The sequence below is a fragment of the Stenotrophomonas sp. UBA7606 genome, assembly GCF_002477705.1.
Lineage (GTDB): Bacteria > Pseudomonadota > Gammaproteobacteria > Xanthomonadales > Xanthomonadaceae > Stenotrophomonas.
Genome location: NZ_DLJW01000107.1, coordinates 1,075 through 21,443 on the forward strand (window position 1 = coordinate 1,075; position 20,369 = coordinate 21,443).

Annotated in this window: 17 protein-coding genes; 3 read left to right on the plus strand and 14 right to left on the minus strand. The window is 65.8% G+C overall.

Features of this window, described 5'->3' with window-relative positions; translation table 11 throughout:
- Window positions 1-64 precede the first annotated feature (64 nt).
- Window positions 65-448, minus strand: a complete 384-nt coding sequence (locus B2527_RS13320) for a GtrA family protein (RefSeq protein ID WP_293714255.1) — start codon at window positions 446-448, stop codon at window positions 65-67.
- An 80-nt stretch (window positions 449-528) separates the two neighbouring features.
- Between B2527_RS13320 and glmU the strand changes: the two genes are divergently transcribed.
- Together glmU and B2527_RS13330 are read left to right on the plus strand one after the other, a co-directional pair.
- Window positions 529-1,896 (plus strand): bifunctional UDP-N-acetylglucosamine diphosphorylase/glucosamine-1-phosphate N-acetyltransferase GlmU, encoded by a 1,368-nt coding sequence (glmU, locus tag B2527_RS13325; RefSeq protein WP_293714257.1) that lies wholly within the window; start codon window positions 529-531, stop codon window positions 1,894-1,896.
- The gene (locus B2527_RS13330) at window positions 1,865-2,404 is read left to right on the plus strand and encodes a GNAT family N-acetyltransferase (RefSeq protein WP_293714259.1); all 540 of its coding nucleotides are present in this window, start codon (window positions 1,865-1,867) and stop codon (window positions 2,402-2,404) included. The genes glmU and B2527_RS13330 overlap by 32 nt, the downstream gene beginning before the upstream one ends.
- Window positions 2,405-2,835: 431 nt before the next feature.
- Here B2527_RS13330 and B2527_RS13335 read toward each other — a convergent pair whose 3' ends face one another.
- The 13 genes from B2527_RS13335 to B2527_RS13395 form a co-directional block, all read right to left on the minus strand.
- On the minus strand, window positions 2,836-4,191 hold the full coding sequence (locus tag B2527_RS13335; protein WP_349681412.1) for a HAMP domain-containing sensor histidine kinase: 1,356 nt from the start codon (window positions 4,189-4,191) through the stop codon (window positions 2,836-2,838).
- Window positions 4,188-5,528 (minus strand): sigma-54-dependent transcriptional regulator, encoded by a 1,341-nt coding sequence (locus tag B2527_RS13340; RefSeq protein WP_293714261.1) that lies wholly within the window; start codon window positions 5,526-5,528, stop codon window positions 4,188-4,190. The genes B2527_RS13335 and B2527_RS13340 overlap by 4 nt, the downstream gene beginning before the upstream one ends.
- A 54-nt stretch (window positions 5,529-5,582) precedes the next feature.
- Window positions 5,583-6,803, minus strand: a complete 1,221-nt coding sequence (locus B2527_RS13345; protein WP_293714263.1) for an ABC transporter permease — start codon at window positions 6,801-6,803, stop codon at window positions 5,583-5,585.
- A 13-nt stretch (window positions 6,804-6,816) separates the two neighbouring features.
- A complete protein-coding gene (locus B2527_RS13350; protein ID WP_293714264.1) occupies window positions 6,817-8,148 on the minus strand; it encodes an ABC transporter permease in 1,332 nt (443 codons plus the stop codon).
- Complete coding sequence (locus B2527_RS13355) at window positions 8,145-8,633, minus strand: nuclear transport factor 2 family protein (RefSeq protein WP_293714265.1); 489 nt, start codon at window positions 8,631-8,633, stop codon at window positions 8,145-8,147. Before B2527_RS13355 ends, B2527_RS13350 begins: the two co-directional genes overlap by 4 nt.
- A gap of 34 nt (window positions 8,634-8,667) precedes the next feature.
- Complete coding sequence (locus tag B2527_RS13360; RefSeq protein ID WP_293714267.1) at window positions 8,668-9,891, minus strand: ABC transporter permease; 1,224 nt, start codon at window positions 9,889-9,891, stop codon at window positions 8,668-8,670.
- Between the two features lie 72 nt (window positions 9,892-9,963).
- On the minus strand, window positions 9,964-11,274 hold the full coding sequence (locus B2527_RS13365) for an ABC transporter permease (protein WP_293714269.1): 1,311 nt from the start codon (window positions 11,272-11,274) through the stop codon (window positions 9,964-9,966).
- A 24-nt stretch (window positions 11,275-11,298) separates the two neighbouring features.
- Window positions 11,299-12,522 carry an ABC transporter permease gene (locus B2527_RS13370; protein ID WP_293714271.1) on the minus strand — a complete coding sequence of 408 codons (1,224 nt, stop codon included), beginning with the start codon at window positions 12,520-12,522 and terminating at the stop codon, window positions 11,299-11,301.
- A 184-nt stretch (window positions 12,523-12,706) separates the two neighbouring features.
- Entirely contained in the window at window positions 12,707-14,011 is a 1,305-nt protein-coding gene (locus B2527_RS13375; protein ID WP_293714273.1) for an ABC transporter permease, read from the minus strand.
- 17 nt (window positions 14,012-14,028) lie between these two features.
- Entirely contained in the window at window positions 14,029-15,252 is a 1,224-nt protein-coding gene (locus B2527_RS13380; RefSeq protein WP_343124762.1) for an ABC transporter permease, read from the minus strand.
- Between the two features lie 3 nt (window positions 15,253-15,255).
- Window positions 15,256-16,581: an ABC transporter permease gene (locus tag B2527_RS13385; protein WP_293714284.1), complete on the minus strand. Its 1,326-nt coding sequence runs from the start codon at window positions 16,579-16,581 to the stop codon at window positions 15,256-15,258.
- Window positions 16,582-16,595: 14 nt separating this feature from the next.
- Complete coding sequence (locus tag B2527_RS13390) at window positions 16,596-17,321, minus strand: ABC transporter ATP-binding protein (RefSeq protein WP_293714275.1); 726 nt, start codon at window positions 17,319-17,321, stop codon at window positions 16,596-16,598.
- 198 nt (window positions 17,322-17,519) lie between these two features.
- Window positions 17,520-18,788: an efflux RND transporter periplasmic adaptor subunit gene (locus tag B2527_RS13395; RefSeq protein ID WP_293714277.1), complete on the minus strand. Its 1,269-nt coding sequence runs from the start codon at window positions 18,786-18,788 to the stop codon at window positions 17,520-17,522.
- 216 nt (window positions 18,789-19,004) lie between these two features.
- On the opposite strand from B2527_RS13395, the gene glmS reads away from it, so the two are divergent.
- A partial coding sequence (gene glmS / locus B2527_RS13400) for a glutamine--fructose-6-phosphate transaminase (isomerizing) (protein WP_293714279.1) occupies window positions 19,005-20,369 on the plus strand: 1,365 nt, incomplete at its 3' end.

Below are 20,369 nucleotides of genomic sequence, written 5' to 3' on the forward strand. Positions count from 1 at the left end.
AGGGTTGGGGAGGGGGGCTTCTGGCTGGTAATGCCCCTGCCGAGCATGGCTCGGCACTACCGGCTCAGCGGTACACCACATGCCGCAGCAGGAAGAAGGTCGCCGCAGCCAGGCCGCCTTCCACCAGCGGCTTGGCCAGCCACGCATGGCCAAGGCCCAGGGATCCGGCGACCCAGCTGATCAGCCAGGTACTGGCCGCCGTCATCAGCAGCCACAGCAGGGCAAAACGCATGAAGCGCTTCCAGCCATGCCGCTGCTGGCCTTGGTCGGCAAAGGTATAGCGGCCGTTGAGCCAGAAACCGAGCAGCGCACCGCTGACACGGCCGATCAGATTGCCCGGTGCCACTGGCACGCCCAGCGCGGTGGCGAGGACAAACACCCCCCAGTCCAGGGCCAACTGCAGCAGGCCGAAGATGATGTACTGGCTGCCTTGTCGTAGCAGGCTCATCGGAAGAAGGTTCAGTAAGCGGCCTGCAATGCTACCGCCTTGGGCTTAGAATCCGGGGATTCTCGAAGGAAGTCGTAGGTATGACCCAGCCGTTGCACGTCATCATCCTCGCAGCAGGCGCAGGCAAGCGCATGAAGTCGGTACTGCCCAAGGTGCTGCAGCCCATCGCCGGCCAGCCCATGTTGGCGCATGTGATTGAAACCGCGCGCCAGCTGCAGCCGGCGGGTATCCATGTGGTGTATGGCCATGGCGGTGAGGCGGTCCGCGCTGCCTTTGCCGGCCAGGCTGATCTGCAGTGGGCAGAGCAGACCCAGCAGCTGGGTACTGGCCACGCGGTACAGCAGGCCATGCCCGACGTGCCTGATACCGCGCAGGTGCTGGTGTTGTATGGGGATGTGCCGCTGATCCGTGCTGACACGCTGAGGGCGCTGCTGGAAGGCGGGCCGCGCTTGGCGGTGCTGGTTGCCGAGCTGGACAACCCAACGGGTTACGGTCGCATCGTGCGCGATGCAGAGGGCAAGGTGGCGGCCATCGTCGAGCAAAAGGATGCCGATGACGAGCAAAAGCGCATCCGCACCATCAACACCGGCATCATCGCGGCTGAATCCACCGCGCTGCGGCGTTGGCTGTCGAGCCTGTCCAACAGCAATGCGCAGGGCGAGTACTACCTCACCGACGTGTTTGCTTCGGCTGCCGGCGAGTACACCCCGGCAAGCCTGGTGCACGTGGCCGATGCCCAGGAAGCCGAAGGGGCCAATGATCCGTGGCAGCTGTCGCAGCTGGAACGGGCCTGGCAGCTGCGCTCGGCCAAGGCGCTGTGCGAGCAGGGCGCACGCCTGCTGGATCCGTCGCGCTTTGACCAGCGTGGCACGGTGAAGGTGGGCCGCGACGTGCAGATCGACGCCAACGTGATCCTGGAAGGCGAGGTTGAGTTGGGCGATGGTGTCAGCATCGGTGCCTTCGTGCGGCTGAAGGACGTCAAACTGGGTGCCGGCACCGAGGTGCGGCCGCATTGCGACCTGGAGGGCGTGGTCAGTGAGGGGGCGGCACAGATCGGACCATTCGCACGCCTGCGTCCGGGCACGGTGCTGGCCGATGGCGTGCACGTGGGCAACTTCGTCGAGACCAAGAAGACCACGCTGGGCAAGGGCAGCAAGGCCAACCACCTGACCTATCTGGGCGACGCGGTGATCGGCAGCGGTACCAACATCGGTGCCGGCACCATCACCTGCAACTACGACGGCGTGAACAAGTTCCAGACCACCATCGGTGACAAGGTGTTCGTCGGTTCCAACAGTTCGCTGGTGGCACCGGTCACCCTGGCCGATGGGGCGACCATTGGTGCTGGTTCGGTGATCACCCGCAATGCGCCGGAAGGCAAGTTGACCGTGGCGCGGACGCGCCAGGAAACGATTGATGGCTGGGTCCGCCCCGTCAAGAAGTCCTGAGCCGCGCTTGGCACGGCGCGAGGAGCTCGCGCTGTTGCCACGGATCGAGGCGCAGGCCGGCGAGCGCCTGGGCGGGCATCCGGCCGCTGCGGTGTTTGCTGCGAGCCCGACCGAGCCGGCCTTGTTTGAACAGGCTTGGCAGCGCGGACTGCTGTGGGTGATTGCCAGTGAGGACGTGCTGGCCGGTTACCTGATGGCGGGCGCGCTGGGTGAGGATTTCCATATCCAGCAGATGGATGTTGCGCCGGCACACGGCCGCAAAGGTCATGGTCGCACCTTGCTGCGCCATGCCATCGGGCAGGCGAGGGCGCGCGGGTATCGACACGCGGTGCTGAGCACGCTGGCAGACGTGCCATGGAACGCGCCTTTCTATGCCAGTGAAGGCTTCAGCGCATGGCCTGCGCATGAGTGGAGTGCAGGCATGTGCGAAGTGATGGCTGCCGAGGCCGTTGCGGGTTTTCCAATGGCGTTGCGATTGGCGATGCGACGAACCCTGGAACAGCCCTGAGCGCGCTCCTGTGGGAGTGGCGCAAGTGGCGAAGCATCAGACGTGTAGTGCCGAGCCATGCTCGGCAGTGCATTACCAGCCAGAAGCACCCCTCCCCAACCCTTCCCTTCGCTACGCGAAAGGGAGGAGCTGTAGTGCCGAGCCATGCTCGGCAGGGGCATTACCAGCCAGAAGTCCCCTCCCCAACCCTCCCCTTGGCCTGCGGCCAAAGGGAGGGGGTGTAGTGCCGAGCCATGCTCGGCAGGGCTCTCCCCGTGACCAGGCCGAGCTGCAGGAGCGGCGTAAGCCGCCAAGCCGTTACAGCTCCAAAGGCAGAAAAGCCGATCTCTCCCCAACCTTCCCCTTGGCCTGCGGCCAAAGAGAGCAGGGTGTAGTGCCGAGCCATGCTCGGCAGGGCTTCCCCGTGACGCATCCGACGTCGGAGCGATGGCCTAGTCGTGCGGCAGCAGGATGGTCACGCACAGTCCGCCATCCTTGCGGTTCTGCAGCGAGATGCGGCCACCATGGGCCTCGACGATCTCGCGTGTCAGCGCCAGCCCCAGCCCGGTGCCATTGCGCTTGGTCGAATAGAACGGCATCAGGGCGTTCTGCAGCACGGCCTCGTTCATGCCGGTGCCACGGTCCAGCACTTCGATGCGCAGCCAATTGGGCAGGCGCGCCAGCCGCAGCTCCACTGCGTCCTCGGTTGCGCCATTGTCGGCACCGGCTTCGTGCGCGTTCTTCAGCAGGTTGAGCAGTGCCTGCGAAAACTGTGATTGGTCCAGGCGGCTGTATTGCTCGTCGGCCATCGGTTCCATGCGGAAGCTGATCTGCTGCTGCAGCCCGTGCAGGAACTGACTCCAGGCGACTGTCTGCAGCTGCGGTTGCGGCAGTTTGGCAAAACGCGCGTAGCCGCGGATGAAACCTTCCAGATGGCGCGCGCGCTCCTCGACGGTGCCGAAGATGTCCTCCAGGCGGTCGTATCGGTTGCGTCGCACCAGCTCCGCACCGGAATGCGCCAGCGAGGCAATGGGTGCCAGCGAGTTGTTGAGCTCGTGGCTGATCACCCGTATCACTTTCTTCCAGGTCTGTACTTCCTGGCGGCGCAACTCGGCGGTGAGCAGGCGCAGCAGCAGCAGTTCGTGCGGGCGTCCATTCAGATGGAACCCACGCCGCGACAGGTGGTAGATCTGCTCGTCGTCGTCCTCATCGTCATCGGCCGCATCCGGCGAGCGCACCGCGAACAGCGAATCACCGCCGCGGGCGATGGCATTGCGCAGTTCGATCGGCATGGTCTCCAGTAGCTCGTGCATGCGCTTGCCTTCCAGCTTCCAGCCCCCGTGCAGCAGCTTGCGCGCAGCGGTGTTGGAGAAGGTCACACGTTGCACGCCATCGCCGCCATCGGTCAGCAACAGCATCGCCACCGGTGTGTTCTGCACCATGGTGTCGAGCAGCAGCTCGCGCTGCACCAGCGACTGGCGCTGCTCGCGCAGCACATCGCCCAGTTCCGCATGCGCCTGCACCAGCTGGGCCAGTTCGTCATTGCCGCGCCAATGCACGCCAAAGTTGAACTCGCCGTCGCGGTAGCTGCTGGTGGTGCCGGCCAGCGCACGCAGCAGGGAGCGGACCGGGGAGGTGGCGCGGCGCAGGGTCCACCACATCAGTGCCAGCAGCAGCAGGGCCGATACGCTGACCACCACCCAGCCACGGTCCATCCAGTAGGCCAGCAGCCATGGCAAGGCGGCCGCCAGCGCCAGCACCGGCAGCAGCCGCAGGAAAAGACTGAAGGTGAAGGAGCGGGATCTCATTCGCGTGGGATGTGGTGGCGGTCCATGCGCCGGTACAGCGCCTGCCGGCTCATGCCCAGTTCGGCGGCGGCCTGCGCGATCACCCCGCCCGCGCGCTCCAGTGCGTTGACGATGCGGGCACGGTCGGGCTCATCGGCCGCGGCGCTGGGGCGGCTGGGCGCGGCACGCGGCAGGTTGAGGTCGGCTGCCTCGATGCGCGGGCCCTGTGCCAGCAGCACGGCGCGCTGGATCACGTTTCGCAGCTCGCGCACATTACCCGGCCAGGTATGGCGCTGCAGCGCCTGCGCGGCCTGGGCCGACAGCGGCTTGCCGTCCGCCAGGAAGTGCTGGGCCAGCGGCAGGATGTCTTCGCGCCGTTCGGCCAGGGGCGGCAGGCTCAGCTCGACCGTGTTGAGCCGGTAATAGAGGTCCTCGCGGAAGCTGCCATCGCGGATCATCGCCGGCAGGTCGGCATTGGTGGCGCTGACCACGCGCACCGACACCTGCCGTTCGCGGTTGGACCCCAGCCGCTCGAAGCGGCCGGTCTCGAGTACCCGCAGCAGCTTCATCTGCCCGGTCAGCGACAGGTTGCCGATCTCGTCCAGGAACAGGGTGCCTCCGTCGGCGGCCTCGAACTTGCCTTCGCGTGCCTTGTTGGCGCCGGTGTAGGCGCCGGCTTCGGCACCAAACAGCTCGGCTTCGATCAGTTCGGACGGTATCGCCCCGCAGTTGAGCGCGACGAACGGGCCTTTGCGATCGGCCGAGTTGGCCTGGATGATCTCGGCGATCTTTTCCTTGCCGGCGCCATTGGGCCCGGTGATCAGCACCGGCAGCTGCGAACGTGCGACCTGGCAGGCCAAGCTGATCACGCGCTCGCTGGCCGGGTCGGCGAACACCACGCCGCGCAGGTCGTAGCGCTCATGCAGGGCCTGCTGGTTACGCAGCTCGCGCGAGCGGCGGCGCGCCAGTTCGCGGCGGGTCTCGGCCAGCTCCAGCAGGTTGTTGACCGTGGTCAGCAGGCGGCCATCGTCCCACGGCTTGGCCAGGTAGTCGGCGGCGCCGGCCTTGACCAGTTCCACCGCGCTGTCCAGGTGGGTCCACGCGGTGAGCAGGATCACCGGCAGGTCCGGGTGGGCCTGGCGGATGTCACGGAACAGTTGCTGGCCTTCCTCGCCGGAAGTGGTGTCGGCGGTGAAGTTCATGTCCTGCAGCACCAGGTCGAATTCCTGCTCGGCCAGCATCGCCAGGCCCTGCTCCGGCGATACCGCATGACGGGTATCGATGTCGTGCAGGGAGAACAGCACCTCCAGCGCGGTGGCCACGGCGGTGTTGTCATCGATGATCAGGATCTGTGGCATCGGTTGTCGCACAAAAAGAGGGTAGGGTGCAGCACAGGCATTGAAGTCAGCACCTTACACGTTGCGGGTGGCACTGGCAGGGGGCAGCTGCGCCGCACGTTGGGCGGGCGCGGCAACGGCGGCCTGGCCCAGCACCAGCATCAGGCCACCTGCCGCCAGCAGATAGGTCCAGGGCAGGCGGGGCAGTTCGTAATGCTGCATCAGCCATTGGTTGATCAGCAACGCCAGCACCAGCCCGATGGCCAGCCCGACGAGGGTCAACAGCAGGTTCTCGGCCAGGAAGTGGCGCAGCACCTGACTGCGGGTGGCGCCCAGCGCCCGGCGGATGCCGATCTGGCGGGTGCGCTGTTGTATCCAGTAGCCACTGAGGCTGGCGATGCCGATCAAGGTGATGGTCGCCACCACCAGGTTGACCGCCAGCAACAGCCAGACCGCGGCGCGGCGTTGGCGCAGTCCGTTGCTGCGCAGTTCTTCATAGCTGGCCACCACCGGCTTGAAGCCGCGTGCCATCTGCGCGCGATAGCTGTCCTGCAGCACGCCGGGGATGGCCTTGATCACCGCATCGCGCTGCTGGGGGGTGGCGCGCACCACGAAGCTGAGCAGGGGCAGGCCGGCGGGCCGGCGTGGCAACAGGATGGCGTGTTCGGCCTTGCCGTCGTCCAGTTCGCTGAGCTGGTAACGCAGCAGGTGCGCCACCACGCCGACCACGACGTAGTGGCCACTGCCATCGTCGCCGCTGAGTGTGCGGCCGACCGGGTCGCCGTCGAACAAGGTGCGCGCCAGCGCCTCGGTGATGATGATGGGCGTGGTGCTGGCCGCGTCGTCGTCGCCCAGTTGCAGGTCGCTGTACTCGTCATCCAGGAAGTCGCGGCCGCGGCTGAGCTGCAACCCCAGCGTGTCGATCAGGTGGTTGCCCAGGAAGCCACTGACCTCCACGGTGGGGCCATTGGCCGGCTTCAGGTCGTAGACCATGGTCAGGGTTTCGCGCATGGGCGCGCCAACCACTGCAGTGGCCCGCGTCACCCCGGGGATATGCGCCAGCGCCTTGGCGCCGGCCGTGGCCTGTGCGGCGCTCCAGTTGCCATCAGGGCGCAGCACCTGGTCGACGATGATGATCTCCTTGTCGGCGATGCCATCATCGATCAGCAGTGGGCCGGCCTGCTGCGCAAGCAGGAACAGCGTATTGCAGAGGATGGCGCAGGCCACCGCGATCTGCAGGCCGATCAGCCAGGGCATCAGTGGCTGGCGACGCATGGAAGCGAACAGGGGATTCATGCGGTTGCCTCGTTCATAGTGTCTTGACCTGCAATGCAGGCTCCTGGCGCGCGGCGCGGATGGCGGGCAGCAGGCCCACCAGCACGCCGGTGGCGACGGCCATCAGCAACAAGCCGATGAACAGCCCGGGGCTGAGCCGCGCCAGCGAGGAATAGGCTTCGCCCTGCTGGCGCATCAGCCACAGGCCGGCAAGGGTCAACGGCAGCGCCAGCAGGCCGCCCAGCAGGCCGGCCAGGGTCGACTCGACCAGGCAGCTGGCAATGATTGCGCGGCGTGGTGCCCCCAGCACCCGGCGCACGCCATGCTCGCCGGCCCGGCGCAGGAAGCGGGCGGCCAGCAGGCCGGCAACGTTCACCAGGCAAAGCAGCAACAAGCCCAGTGCAAGCCACAGATTCAGGCGCACGCTGTCCGGCACCACGCGGTTGAAGCGCAGCCACTGCGCCATCGACTGCAGGCTGGTGTTCGGTTTGCGCGCAAAAATGCCGGCAGCGTGACGTTCGGCGGCGAAGTTCTGCAGGCTGCGTGCATAGTCCTCGCGGGCGTCGGCGTCCTTCAGTTCGGCCCACAGCACCAGCCAGCGGCATTGCCCGGTATCGATCTGGTCGAAACGGAACCCGCCAAAGCCGGCGCCGTCACAGATACGGGTACTGGTGATCTCGGCACCCGCGGCCAGCACCGCCTCAGCCGGGGCAAACAGCTCATCCCCGTCACCTTCCCAGCCGCTGTCGTTTGCCGGCAGGAAGTGCGGCCGCGGCCGTGGTGCCCAGCGCTCGCTGATGCCGATCACGCGGAACTCGCGCTTGCCAATGCGGATCTGCGCACCGGTGCCGTCCTCGCGGCCCAGCAGGTGCTGGCTGAGCGCACGGCTTATCACTACCACCGGGGTATGTGCGGCCTCCTCTTCGGCAGTCCAGTAGCGGCCATGGCGCAAGGGCACGCCGAATACCGGCAGCATCGGCCCCACCGCCAGCGCGGCCGATACGTTCTTGCTGACGGTGTTGTCGGCGTTGCCGACGCTCAACGGGCTGGTCACCACCCCGACCTGCGCCACATCCGGCCGCAACTGTTGCATTGCCTGCACATCGGCCAACTTCCACAGCGGCGGCACCGGCGTGCCGTCGCCGTAGCTTTCGCTGTCGCCGCTCTTGGCGGCCTGGCGCGAGTCGGCCCAGGCCAGGTGCAGGTTCTGGCTGATGCCGGGCAGGGGGTCGGCGGACAGCACGGACAACAGGGTCAGCATGGTCATCACCGAGGCCAGCCCCAACGCCAGGGTGAGGATCGCCAGGGCCATCGTGCGTGGATGGCGCAGGCAGCCACGCAGGCCGGTTTCCAGTGTGTAGTTCAATGCGTCGGCTCCATGTTCGCGCGGTGTGCGTAACTGAGCACGCGGGTTGCCTGCCACTGGCCCTCGCGCTGCCGCCAGATGATGACGAAGTCGGCCACGCCATCGCAGTGTTCACCCTTGAGATCGCAGAAGCGGTGCTGGCCACGGGCGATGGCGCCGAAGTCCTTTACCGGAAACACCTGCAGCGTGCCAGGCAGCAGCTGCCGGGTGTAGTGGCCGCAGGCATTTTTCCGGGTATTGGCCAGCATCGCCTCACGGCTCCAGGTGACACCGCCGGTGTCGTGATAGAACTCCACCGCCGGATCGAAGTAGCTGGCGTGCCTGGCAAGCTGGGTTGGATCGCTGCAGTGGTTGAAGCTGTCGAACATGTCGTGGTCGAGCGCGGCGACCGTGTCGTGCAGGCTGCCCGGGACGGTATCGGCGGCGTGTGCCGCAGGCAGGCTCAGTGCGAACAGCAGCGGCAGGTAATGCAGCTTGGAATTCATCGGGGGGACTCCGGGACGCAGAAGCAGGGAAGGATCAGGCAGCACGGGTAGCTACCGCCGGTGGCACCGCGGCCGCCCGCCGCGCCGGCCCGAGTACCGCGAGCTGACCCAGCAGCAACAACAGCACCGCGGCGACCGGCAGGTAGCCCAAAGGCAGGCGTGGCAGTTCGTAGCGGCCCATCAACAACATGTTCAAGGCATAGGCCAGCAGCAGGCCGAGGACCACGCCCGCGCTGCTCAGCAGCAGGTTTTCCAGCTGGAAATGGCGCAGGATGTGCGTGCGGGTTGCCCCCAGGGCACGGCGGATGCCGATCTGGCGGGTGCGCTGCTGCACCCAGAAGCTGGCAAGCCCCATGATGCCGAAGGCGGTCACCGCCAGCAGCGCGGCACTCACCGCCAGCAGCAGCCAGATCACCGAGCGGTCACGGCGATGGAAGTCCTTGCGCATCTGCTCCAGCGTGGCCTGTTCCTCGATGATGCGGTTGGGGTCCTGTTGGTTGAGCGCGGCGACCGCGGCCTTGAGCACCTGCTGGCGCTGGTCGGGCGTGGTGCGCAGTGCATAGGCGCCATTGGATACCCGGATCGGGAAAATCACCGAATCGAAACGGTTGGCGAACGTGCCACTGTCGCCCGGTGCCATCAGGTCCTTGACCACGCCGACGACGGTGGAGGGCGGCTGTGCCTCGCCCCAGATGTAGACGCGCTTGCCGATCGCGCTCTCGCCCGGGAACAGACGCTGCGCGAGCGAGCGGGCCAGCAGCACGGAGGGCACGGTGGGGCCGATCTTGTTGGGGTCGAAGGCGCTGTTGTCGATGTATTCATCGGGCAGGAAACTGCGCCCTTCCGCCACCTGCAGGCCATAGGTCTGCAACAGGTTGCCGTCATCCATGTAAATCGAGGCATGCGCGGTGGGGCGGTTCTGGTCTGCCTGCAGGCGGACGTCCGAGCCCCAGACATTGCCGCCGTAGGGAATCTGGTTGACGCTTGCAGCGGCCTTTACCCCGGGGAGCGCCGCCAGCGCCCGCACATCCTGCAGGCGCAGTGCATCGTAATTGACATCCGGCAGCAGGCTGCTGGTGGACAGGTAGACCAGCTCGTCATCGACAACGCCGCTTTGCAGGCGCAGCTCGTCCACGCGGTTGCTGATGATGAACACCGCGTTGCAGATGATGGCGCAGCTCAAGGCGATCTCCAGCACCAGCAGCAGGCAAGCGGTCTTGTGGCGCATCAGCTGGTTGAAGGTGGGCAACAGTTCCATGGACCACGCACAGGGCAGTGAAGGGAATGGTGAAGGGGACGGGTGGAGGTGATCGAGCAGGGGCAGGGCCGGCTATTGGCTCTTGAGCTGCAGTGCCGGCGGCACCTGCATGGCGCGCCAGGCAGGCAGCAGCCCCGCAATCACGCTGACGGCCACCGCCAGCACGAAGGTCAGCCACAGCGTGGTGCCATCCATGTGCGCCAGCTTGGCGTATTCGTCCGGTTGCTGGCGGATCAGCCACAGGCCGAACGCAGCGAAACCCAGACCAAGCGCGCCGCCGGCCAGGCCGATGACACCGGCTTCGGTCAGGCATTGCTTGAAGATGTCCAGCCGTGAGGCGCCCAACGAACGCCGCACGCCGATCTCACCGGCGCGGCGCAGGAACTTGGCCAGCAGCAGGCTCACCGTGTTGATCATGCACACCAGCAGGAAGCCGAAGGCCAGCCACATCTGCAGGCGCACGTCGTTGGGGACGATGCGGTTGAAATCCAGCCAGCCCATCACGTCGTGCAGGCGCACATTGGTGGGGCGCTCGAAGCGGCCGTTCGCGCGCTGGGTGTCGGAATAGTCGGCCAGGTACTTCAGGTAGTCGCGTGCCTTCTGCGGCGTGTCCAGCTCCACCCAGTACTGCAACCACGCACACGGCGCGTTGAGGCTGCGATTGCCTTCGCCGTCGTCGCTGGCAGCCCAGCACTGCATGTTGCCCTGGGTGTCCAGCTTCAGCGCGCGCGAGCTGGAAAAAGGCAGCACCACCTGCTCATCGCCGCCATAGCGTTGGCTGGTGAGGTCGTAGAAACGCGGGGTGGGCTTGAAATCGCCGAGCAGGCCGATGATACGGAAGGTACCCTGCGGCAGCGCCAGATTCCTGCCGATCGGGTCGGAGCTGCCGAACAACCTGCCGGCAAGCTTGCGGTCGATGACTGCAACCAGACTGCGAGCCTCATCATCGTTCCCACTCCAGGCATTGCCCGCAGCCAGCGGCACTTCGAACATGGGGAAGTAGTCGGCCGAGGTGTAGCGTGCCCGCACCCGGAACGGTTGCGCGGCGTCGCCTGCAGGCATCACCGTGACCGAACCGGCGCTCATCACCGCCTGGCGGTCACCGCGCTTCTGCCGCAACAGCTCTTCGGCGTCATAGCGGCTCATCTGCTTCAGCGGGTCTGCATCCAGGGTGGCATCCTTGCCAAGGCTGCGCGGCTCCAGCTGCGGATAGAACAGTTGCCCGCTCTTGCCGGGGATGGGATCCCCGGACAGCACGAAGTACAGCGCCAAGGTGGTCATAGTCGCACCGATGCCCACCGCGATGGTCAGTACCATCAAGGCGGTCAATGCCTTGTTGCGCGCGAAGCTGCGAACCGCCAGTTGCAGATAGTAGCCAAACATTCCCTGTCTCCCCGGTTCCGGCAATCAGGTGCTGCGGGTGGCGACCGCCGGTGGAATGGAGGCGGCGCGGCGGGCCGGGCCGAACACCGCGATCTGGCCCAGCAGCCACAGCAGCACGGCGCCTACCGGCAGGTACAGCAGCGGCAGGCGCGGCAGCTCGTAGCGGCCCATCAGCCACTGGTTGAGCAGATAGGCCAGCAACATGCCAACCACGATGCCGATGCCGGCCAGCAGGAAGTTCTCGGTCTGGAAGTAGCGCAGGATCTGCGCGCGGGTGGCGCCCAGGGCGCGGCGGATGCCGATCTGCTTGGTGCGCTGCTGCACCCAGAAGCTGGCCAAGCCGATGATGCCCAGCGCGGTCACCAGCAACAGCAGGCCGCTGACGATCAGCAACAGCCCGATCATGTCGCGGTCGTTGGCGAAGTACTTGGCGCGCTTTTCCTCGACGGTGAGCTTGGTCCACACCAGGCGGTTGGGGTCGTTCTTGTCCAGGGTGGCCAGTGCCTGCTTCAGCACTTCGTCGCGGCGGCCCGGCTCGGTCACGCGCAGGATGTAGCGGCCTCCATTGGAGAAGTTCATCCGGATCGGAAAGATCACCGAATAGGTGCGGTTGTTGTTCTGCATGTTCGGGCGCAGCAAGGTCTGCGTCACACCGACCACGGTGACCGGGATGTTGGCCATGTACAGGGTCTTGCCGACGGCGTTGCCATCCGGGAAGAACTGCTTGGCCATGGCTTCGCTGAGGATGGCCGGTGCTTTCAGCGTGCCCAGGTCTTCCACCTTTTCCAGCACGTCGCTGCTCTGGTACTCATCGGCGTTGAAGTCGCGGCCGGCGACCAGCTTCAGTCCCAGCGTCTTGATCGTGTTCTCGCCCACCATGTACTGGGCGCCATTGGTCGACTGTGCATCCGGTTCGGGCGAGGCCGCCAGCGAGGTGTTCCATGAGCCGCCCTGGAAGGGCAACTGGTTGACGATGGCAACGCTCTCCACGCCAGGGATACCACGCAACGAGGCAATATCCTCGGCGGTGCGGGCATCGGCATCGACCTGCTTGCCGATACCGCTCAGGCCGATCTCGATCAGCTGGTTGTCATCGATGCCACTGGCCAGCTGCATGGCGTCGATGCGCTGGGAGACGATGAACAACGCGTTGCAGATGATGGCGCAGCTCAGCGCGATCTCCAGCACGATCAGCGCGGCGGCTGTCTTGTGCCGCGATAGCGTGGAGAGGATGGGGCGGATTTCCATGAGGTATCTCCGGGGAAGCGAGAAGTGAGTGAAGAGGAGTGAGGAGTGAAAAAGAGAAGCGGCAAACACTGCTTCCCTGTCTCAGCCGAACGCACTGCCTCTATGAGGGCGTCCGCAAACGTGGTGAAGGGGAGGTGCGATCTGGATTTCTCTCATTTCTCGCTCCTCTTCATTCGTTCCTGCTTCACTGGCTCTTGAGCTGCAGTGCCGGGGCCACCTGCATGGCGCGCCAGGCGGGCAGGATGCCGGCCAACATGCTGGCGAGCACCGCCAGGACAAAGGTGACCACCAGCATCGAGCCGTCCAGGTGGGCGAGTGAGGCGTACTCGGCCGGGCGCTGGCGCACAGCCCACAGGCCGAACAGCGCGAATACCAAGCCCAGCAGGCCACCGGCAAGACCAATCGTGCCGGCTTCGATCAGGCACTGCTTGAAGATCTCGGCACGGCTGGCACCCAGCGCGCGGCGCACCCCGATCTCGCCGCTGCGGCGCAGGAATTTGGCCAGCAGCAGCCCAACGGTATTGACCAGGCACACCAGCAGGAAGCCGAACGCCAGCCACATCTGCAGGCGCACATCACCCGGCACCGCATTGCGGTAATCCATCAGCTCCATGACATTGCGCAGTCGGGTGTTGGCCGGACGCTCGAAGCGGCCGGCGGCGCGCTGCTGTTCGGAGTAGTTGTCCAGGTAGGCCTTGAAATCCTTGGCATCGCCGGGCGCATCCAGCTCGACCCAGTACTGGATCCACGAGCAGGGCACGTTCAAGGCGGTGGCGTCGTTGACCAGCTCGCGGCCAAAGCAGTTCATGCTGCCATTGCGATCCAGCTTCAGGTCCAGCGCGGTGCTGAACGGCAGGTAGACATCTTCCTCGGAATCGAACTTGCCCGAGTACAGGTCGTAGAACTTCGGTGCCGGCTTCCACTCCTTCAGGACGCCGACAATGCGCAGTGCATGCCCTTCCACCAGTACTTCCTTGCCCACGCTGTTGGCGCCCTTGAACAGCTTGTCGTTGAGGGTGGTGCTGATCACTGCCACGCGGCTGCGGCCTTGGTCTTCCTCGCCGCTCCAGCCCTGGCCGAACGCGAACGGCGTATCGAACATCGGGAAGAAATCGGCCGAGGTGTAGCGCATGCTCAGGCTGAAGGGCTTGAGTGCATCGATGCGCGGATCGACGATGCCGCCGCCGCCGGTCATCATCGCCTGGCGTGGCGCCTTCTTCTGCCGCAGCAATTCTTCCGAATCGAAGCGGGTCATCTGCATCTCGGGCTCTTCGCCGGGCTTGTAGCCTTCCTTGGTATAGGGATCGAGCTGCACGTAGAACAGGCGGTCGCTCTTGTGCGGGATGGGGTCGCCGGACAGCACCTTGAACACCGTCAGCGTGGTCATCGCCGCGCCAATGCCCAGGGCAATGGCCAGCACCATCAGCGCGGTCAGGATCTTGTTGCGACCAAAGCTGCGCAGGGCAAGTTTGAAGTAGTAACTGAACATGGGCGGTCCTTGGCAGCTCAGGCGCTGCGCGTGGCGACAATGGGCGGGATGGCGGCGGCGCGCAGGGCAGGGCCGATGACGGCGGCCTGGCCCAGCAACCACAGCAGTACGGCACCCAGCGGCAGGTAATACAGCGGCAGCCGGGGAATTTCGAAGTAGTGCATCAGCAGCTGGTTGCCGGCGTAGGCCAGCAGCATGCCGAGCGCGATGCCGACGCTGGTCAGCAGCAGGTTCTCGGTCTGGAAGTAGCTGATGATCTGGCGGCGGGTGGCACCCAGCGCCCGGCGGATACCAATCTGCCGCGTACGCTGCTGCACCCAGAAGCTGGCCAGGCCGATGATGCCCAGCGCGGTCACCAGCAACATCACCAGGCAGATGCCCAACAGCAGCCGGGTCATGCTGCGGTCCTGCTGGAAGTAGGTCTCCCGCAGCTGCAGCAAAGGTTTGCTGTAGTCGACGGCGAGAATGGCTTCCGGGGTGACCTTGGGCGCCGCTGCAATCGCATTGCTGACGATGCGGGGCAGGTCACGCGGGTTGGCGCGCACCACATAGGTGCCGGCCTGCGCATCGGTGGTCACCGGTACGATCACCGACCATTCCATGCCGGCCAGGCCGTTCTCGCTGCGACCCGGGTCCGGGCGCGAGAAATGCGCCAGCACGCCAGCGACGGTGTACCGGTAGCCGCCCATCCACAACTGCTTGCCCAGCGGGTCCTGGCCCGGCCACAGATGCCCGGCGAAGGCCTGGGTGATCCAGACCTGCGCGTGCGACGGCAGGAAGTTGTCCACCGGCTGGTAGTCGGCATCGCTGAACATGCGGCCCTGTACCGGCTTCAGCTGCAGTGCGTCGATGGCGCCTGCATCCATGGTGTAGAAGTGGGGGACGCCACCGTGGTGCTTGCCCTCCGGGTCCAGCGATACGCCTGCAGTGCCAGCGCGCTGGCCGAATGGGACGGCATTGAGCACGCCCACTGCCTGCACGCCAGCCTGGCCACGCAGTTGCTGCAGCCAACGGCCGTTGATGTCCACCGGATTGCAGGACTCGCAGTCGAGCAGCTGCAGCGTGGCGATGGACGCCTCGTCAACGCCGCTTTCCATGCCGATCAGTTCCATCCGCGAGGCGGCCAGGAACAGCGCATTGCACAGCACCGCGCACGCCAGCGCGATCTCCAGAATGATCAGCGTGGCGGCGATGCGATGCCGCGACAGCGTGGCGATGATGGGTTTGATATCCAGGGTCATGGCTTAAAGCGCCTTGATCTGCAGGGCAGGGTCGATGCGCGCGGCACGCAGCGCCGGCAGCAGCCCGGCAATCACCGTGGTGGCGATCGCGGTGGCGAAGGTAAGGCCCAGCATGGTCAGGTCCAGCTGCACCATGTCGGCGTAGGCCAGTGGCTGCTGGCGGATGCTCCACAAGCCGGCCAGGGTGAACACCAGGCCGAGCACGGCTCCGCCCACGCCGATCAGCGCGGCTTCGATCAGGCATTGCTGGAACACCATGAGGCGGGTGGCGCCCAGGGCGCGCAGTACGCCGATCTCACCGGTGCGACGCAGGAACTTGGCCAGCAGCAGGCCGATGGTGTTGAACAGGCAGATCACCAGGAAGGCCAGCGCCATCCAGGCCTGCAGTTTGACGTCGCGCGGCACCACGCCGTTGTAGTCCATCCATTCCATCAGGCTGCGCAGGCGCATCAGTTCGGGCTGACTGATGCGGCCCAGCTGCTGTTGCTGCTGTACATAGGCCTGCAGGTGTTGCTGGTAGTCAGCAAGCTTGGCCGCGCTGTCCAACTGCACCCACAGCTGCAGCCATACGCAATCGGTATTCTCCAGGTAACCGGGGCGCTCCGGCAGACGATTGCAGGTGAACTGCCGGAAGTTGCCTGCATTGATCTGCAGGCCGGTGAAGAACGGCACCATCACGTCCTCGACAGGACGGTAATAGTCGGCGGTGTCGCCCTGTGCGAAGCGCCCGCCGGCTACCGTGTAGAACAATGGCGAGGGCCGCCAGGGCTTGAGCACGCCGATGATGCGCACCTCGCTGTCGCGGATGCGCAGCATCTTGCCGGTGCTGTCCTTGCCGCCGAACAGATGCTGGTTCAGATCCCAGGAGATCACCGCCACGCGGGCACGGCGCTGATCGTCCTCGGCCGACCAACCGGTCCCGTAGGCCATCGGCACCTGGAACATCGGGAAGAAATCGGCGGTGGTGGACAGCAACGTGGTCATCATCGCCGGCCCTTGGCCAGCCGGCGCGGATAACTTGACGGGGCTGTCCACCACCAAAGCCTTGCGATCGGCTGGACCGTCACGCCACAGGTCCGTCGCCGAGGTGTAGTCGAGCATGTCCAATGGCTCGCGCCGCGCCCGCTCGCCGCGCGTCGATGCATCCACCTGCGGGTAATAGATCTGCGCACTGCGCCCGGGCAGGGGATCGCCCGAGAGCAGGTGCTTCACCGTCAGCGTGGTCATCGACGCGCCGATGCCCATCGCGATGGACAGCACCATCAGCGCGGTCAGTACCGGGGTGCGGCGCAGGCTGCGCAGGCCCTGGCGGAGGTGGTAGGCGAACAGCGACATGCGTGGGATCAGCCCTGGTTGTCGGCGACGGCGGCGATACGGGCGGCGTGGGCCAGCACCGGCTCACGGATCAGGTCGGTGGCCTGGCCATCGACGATGTGCACGTTGCGCTGGGCACGTGCGGCCAGCTCCGGATCATGGGTGACCATGACGATGGTGGTGCCCTGGCTGTTGATCTCCTCCAGCAGCTCCATCACGCCGCGAGCCATCTGCGTATCCAGGTTGCCGGTCGGTTCGTCGGCCAGCAGCAGGCGCGGGCTGCCAGCCAGGGCGCGGGCGATGGCGGCGCGCTGCTGCTGGCCGCCGGACAGTTCGGCCGGGTAATGCTTCATGCGCGAGCCCAGGCCGACGTCGGTCAATGCCTTCTCGATGCGCTGCTTGCGCTCGGCAGCCGGCATGCCGCGGTAGCGCAGCGGCACATCGACGTTGTCGAACAGGTTGAGGTCGGGGATCAGGTTGAAGCCCTGGAAGATGAAGCCGATCTTCTGGTTGCGCAGGCGTGAGCGGGCATCGTCACCGAGGTGGCTGACGTCCTGGCCATCGAGCAGGTACTGGCCGCTGGTGAAGGTTTCCAGCAGGCCGGCGATGTTGAGGAAGGTGGTCTTGCCCGAACCCGAAGGGCCGGTGACCGCGACAAACTCGCCTTCGCGCACATGCAGGTCCAGCGAACGCAACGCATGGGTTTCAACCTGTTCGGTACGGAAGACCTTGGAGACGGATTGCATCTGGAGCATGGGTATTCCTTTCAGCGACGGTGAATGTGGAAGGTGGAGCGGGAGCGGGGTGCAGGGACTGCGTTTGAATGGGTGTAGCCAGGTCCGGCGATGGGGGCGGGAATTCGAGGGGACAGCGTGGACGACAGGGCTCACGACAACCCGGACGCCTGCAGCTGTTTCCAGTCACGATTCCCGAATCCCCACTCCCGGCCCCTATCAATTGATCGACACGCGCTCGTTGTCGCCGAACAGGTCGGCACCGGAGACAACGATTCTTTCGCCCGGCTGCAGGCCGGACACGATTTCGACTTCGCCCAGGCTGCTGACACCGGTCTGGATCGGGCGGCGCACCGCGGTGCTGCCGCTGACCACATAGGCGTAACGGCCGCCGGACTGCTCGACGAACGGGCCGCGCTCGACCTTGAGCACGTTGTTGCGGGTATCCAGCAGGATGCGCGCGCTCATACGCTGGCTCTGGCGCAGGCCCGGCGGCTGCTTGTCGGAGAAGCGCAGGCGCGCCACCACTTCACCATTGACCACTTCCGGTGATACCGCGGCAATCTCGCCCGGGAACGGCTGGCCCGAACCACTGGTGAGTTGCGCCGGCATGCCGATAGCCAGGTCACGGGCAAAGCTTTCCGGCACCTTGATTTCAATCTCGAAGCGCGACAGGTCGACCACACCGAGGATGGGGGCATTGGTCGCCACCTGGGTATGTTGGGTGGCCTGTACCTGGCCAACCTGGCCATCGAACGGGGCGCGCAGGGTCAGCGCATCCACCTGGCGCTTCACCTCGGCCACGACCGCCTCCTGGCGATCGGCCAGCAGGCGCTTGTTGCGTGCGTCCAGGGCCGCGCCCCGGCTCTGCAGGCTGGCGTCCTGCTGGGCATGCTGCAGCTCGATCTGAGCCTTCTTCAATTCATCCTGGGCCTTGGCCAAGTCGACCTGCGGCACCGCGCCGCCGTCATAACCACGCTGGTAGCGCTCCAGATCGCGCTGGGCAGCGGTACGCACCAGCCCGGCCTGGTCGGACAACTTGGCACCGGTGGCGCGGGCCAGGGTGGCATCCAGTGCGGCGCGGCTGGCCTCGGCCTCCAGGCCGGCCAAAGTGGCCTGTTCCTGCGCGAGCTTGCTGCGCAGTTCCGGGCTGTCGATCACCGCCAGCTCCTGGCCCTGCTTGACCACGTCACCGGCCACCACCTTCAGGGTCACGGTGCCGGCGGAGATGGCGTACAGCACCGGGCTGTTGGCAGCGATGACACGGCCATCGGCGGCGATGTCGCGGACCAGGTTGCCGCGGCTGACTTCGGCGATGCGCAGGCGGTCGCCGTCAAACGAGCGGCTGGCGCCCAGCCAGTTGCTGACCACATAGCCAATGCCGACCATCACCACCGCGGTGGCGACTGCCGGCCACAGCCAGCGTCGCCACACGGGTTGCGGGCGTTGGGTGCTTACCTGGTCCTGGGCGGAGGTGTCGCGGATCATCGTCGGCTTCGCTGCTGGGTTTGTTATCCATTAAGCAGATCGCGTGCCAACTTCAAGTTCTTGAAATAAAAGGAATATTGATGTGCGGTAAAAGTGTCCGGGTGTCCGCGGACGTTTGCGCGGACACTGTCCGCAGCCTGCTTGTCCGTGCTTGTCCGTGCGGTGTCCGAATCCGGTGGCTTAGAATGTCCGATCACTATTGCGAATGGATGGGCTATGTGCGGCATTGTGGGTGCGATCGCTGATCGTGATGTGGTTCCGGTCCTTATCGAGGGACTGAAGCGTCTGGAGTACCGCGGTTACGACTCCTCTGGCATTGCCGTGTTGGCAGCGGACCAGGTCCGTCGCGTACGTCGCACCGGCCGTGTGGCGGAAATGGAGAGCGCCGCCGCCGCCGAGCAGTTCAAGGCCGTGGTCGGCATCGGCCACACACGCTGGGCCACCCATGGCGGTGTCACCGAATCCAATGCCCACCCGCACATCAGCCAGGGCGTGGCGCTGGTGCACAACGGCATCATCGAGAACCATGAAGAACAGCGCGAGAAGCTGCGTGCGCTGGGCTATGTGTTCGAATCGCAGACCGATACCGAGGTCATCGCGCATTTGATCCACCATCACCTGAAGGCAGACCAGGACGACCTGCTCGGTGCCCTGCAGCGCACGGTCAAGGAGCTGACCGGTGCCTACGCACTGGCGGTGATCAGCCAGAACGAGCCCGAGCGCATGGTGGTCGCGCGCATGGGCTGCCCGTTGCTGGTGGGCCTGGGCGAGGGCGAGAACTTCGTCGCCTCGGATGTGTCGGCGATCCTGCAGGCCACCCGCCGCGTGATGTTCCTGGAAGAAGGCGATACCGCCGAGCTGACCCGCCAGGGCGTGCGCGTGTTTGATGGCGACAATGCCCCGGTGCAGCGCGAGCAGCGCATGTCCGACGTGTCGCTGGCTTCGCTGGAGCTGGGCCCGTACCGCCACTTCATGCAGAAGGAAATCCACGAGCAGCCGCGCGCGCTGGGCGACACCGTGGAGGCGGCGATCGACGCCGGTGGCTTCCCGGCCACCCTGTTCGGTGCCAATGCCGAAGCGGTGTTCAAGGACATCGAGGGCGTGCAGATCCTGGCCTGTGGTACCAGCTATTACGCCGGCATGACCGCGCGTTACTGGATCGAGGCCATCTCCGGCCTGCCGTGCAGCGTGGAGATTGCCAGCGAGTACCGCTACCGCGCCGCTTACGCCAATCCCAAGCACCTGATCGTCACCATCTCCCAGTCCGGCGAAACCCTGGACACGATGGAGGCGCTCAAGTACGCCAAGTCGCTGGGCCACACGCACACGCTGTCGATCTGCAACGTGCCGGAAAGCGCCATCCCGCGTGCCAGCGAACTGGTCTGCTACACCCGCGCCGGCGCCGAGATCGGCGTGGCCTCGACCAAGGCCTTCACCACCCAGTTGGCAGCGCTGTTCCAGCTGACCGTGGTGCTGGGCAAGCTGCACGGCCGCATCGACGCGGCGCAGGAAGCGGACTACCTCGAGCAGCTGCGCTTCCTGCCGGGCAGCGTGCAGCACGCATTGAACATGGAGCCGCAG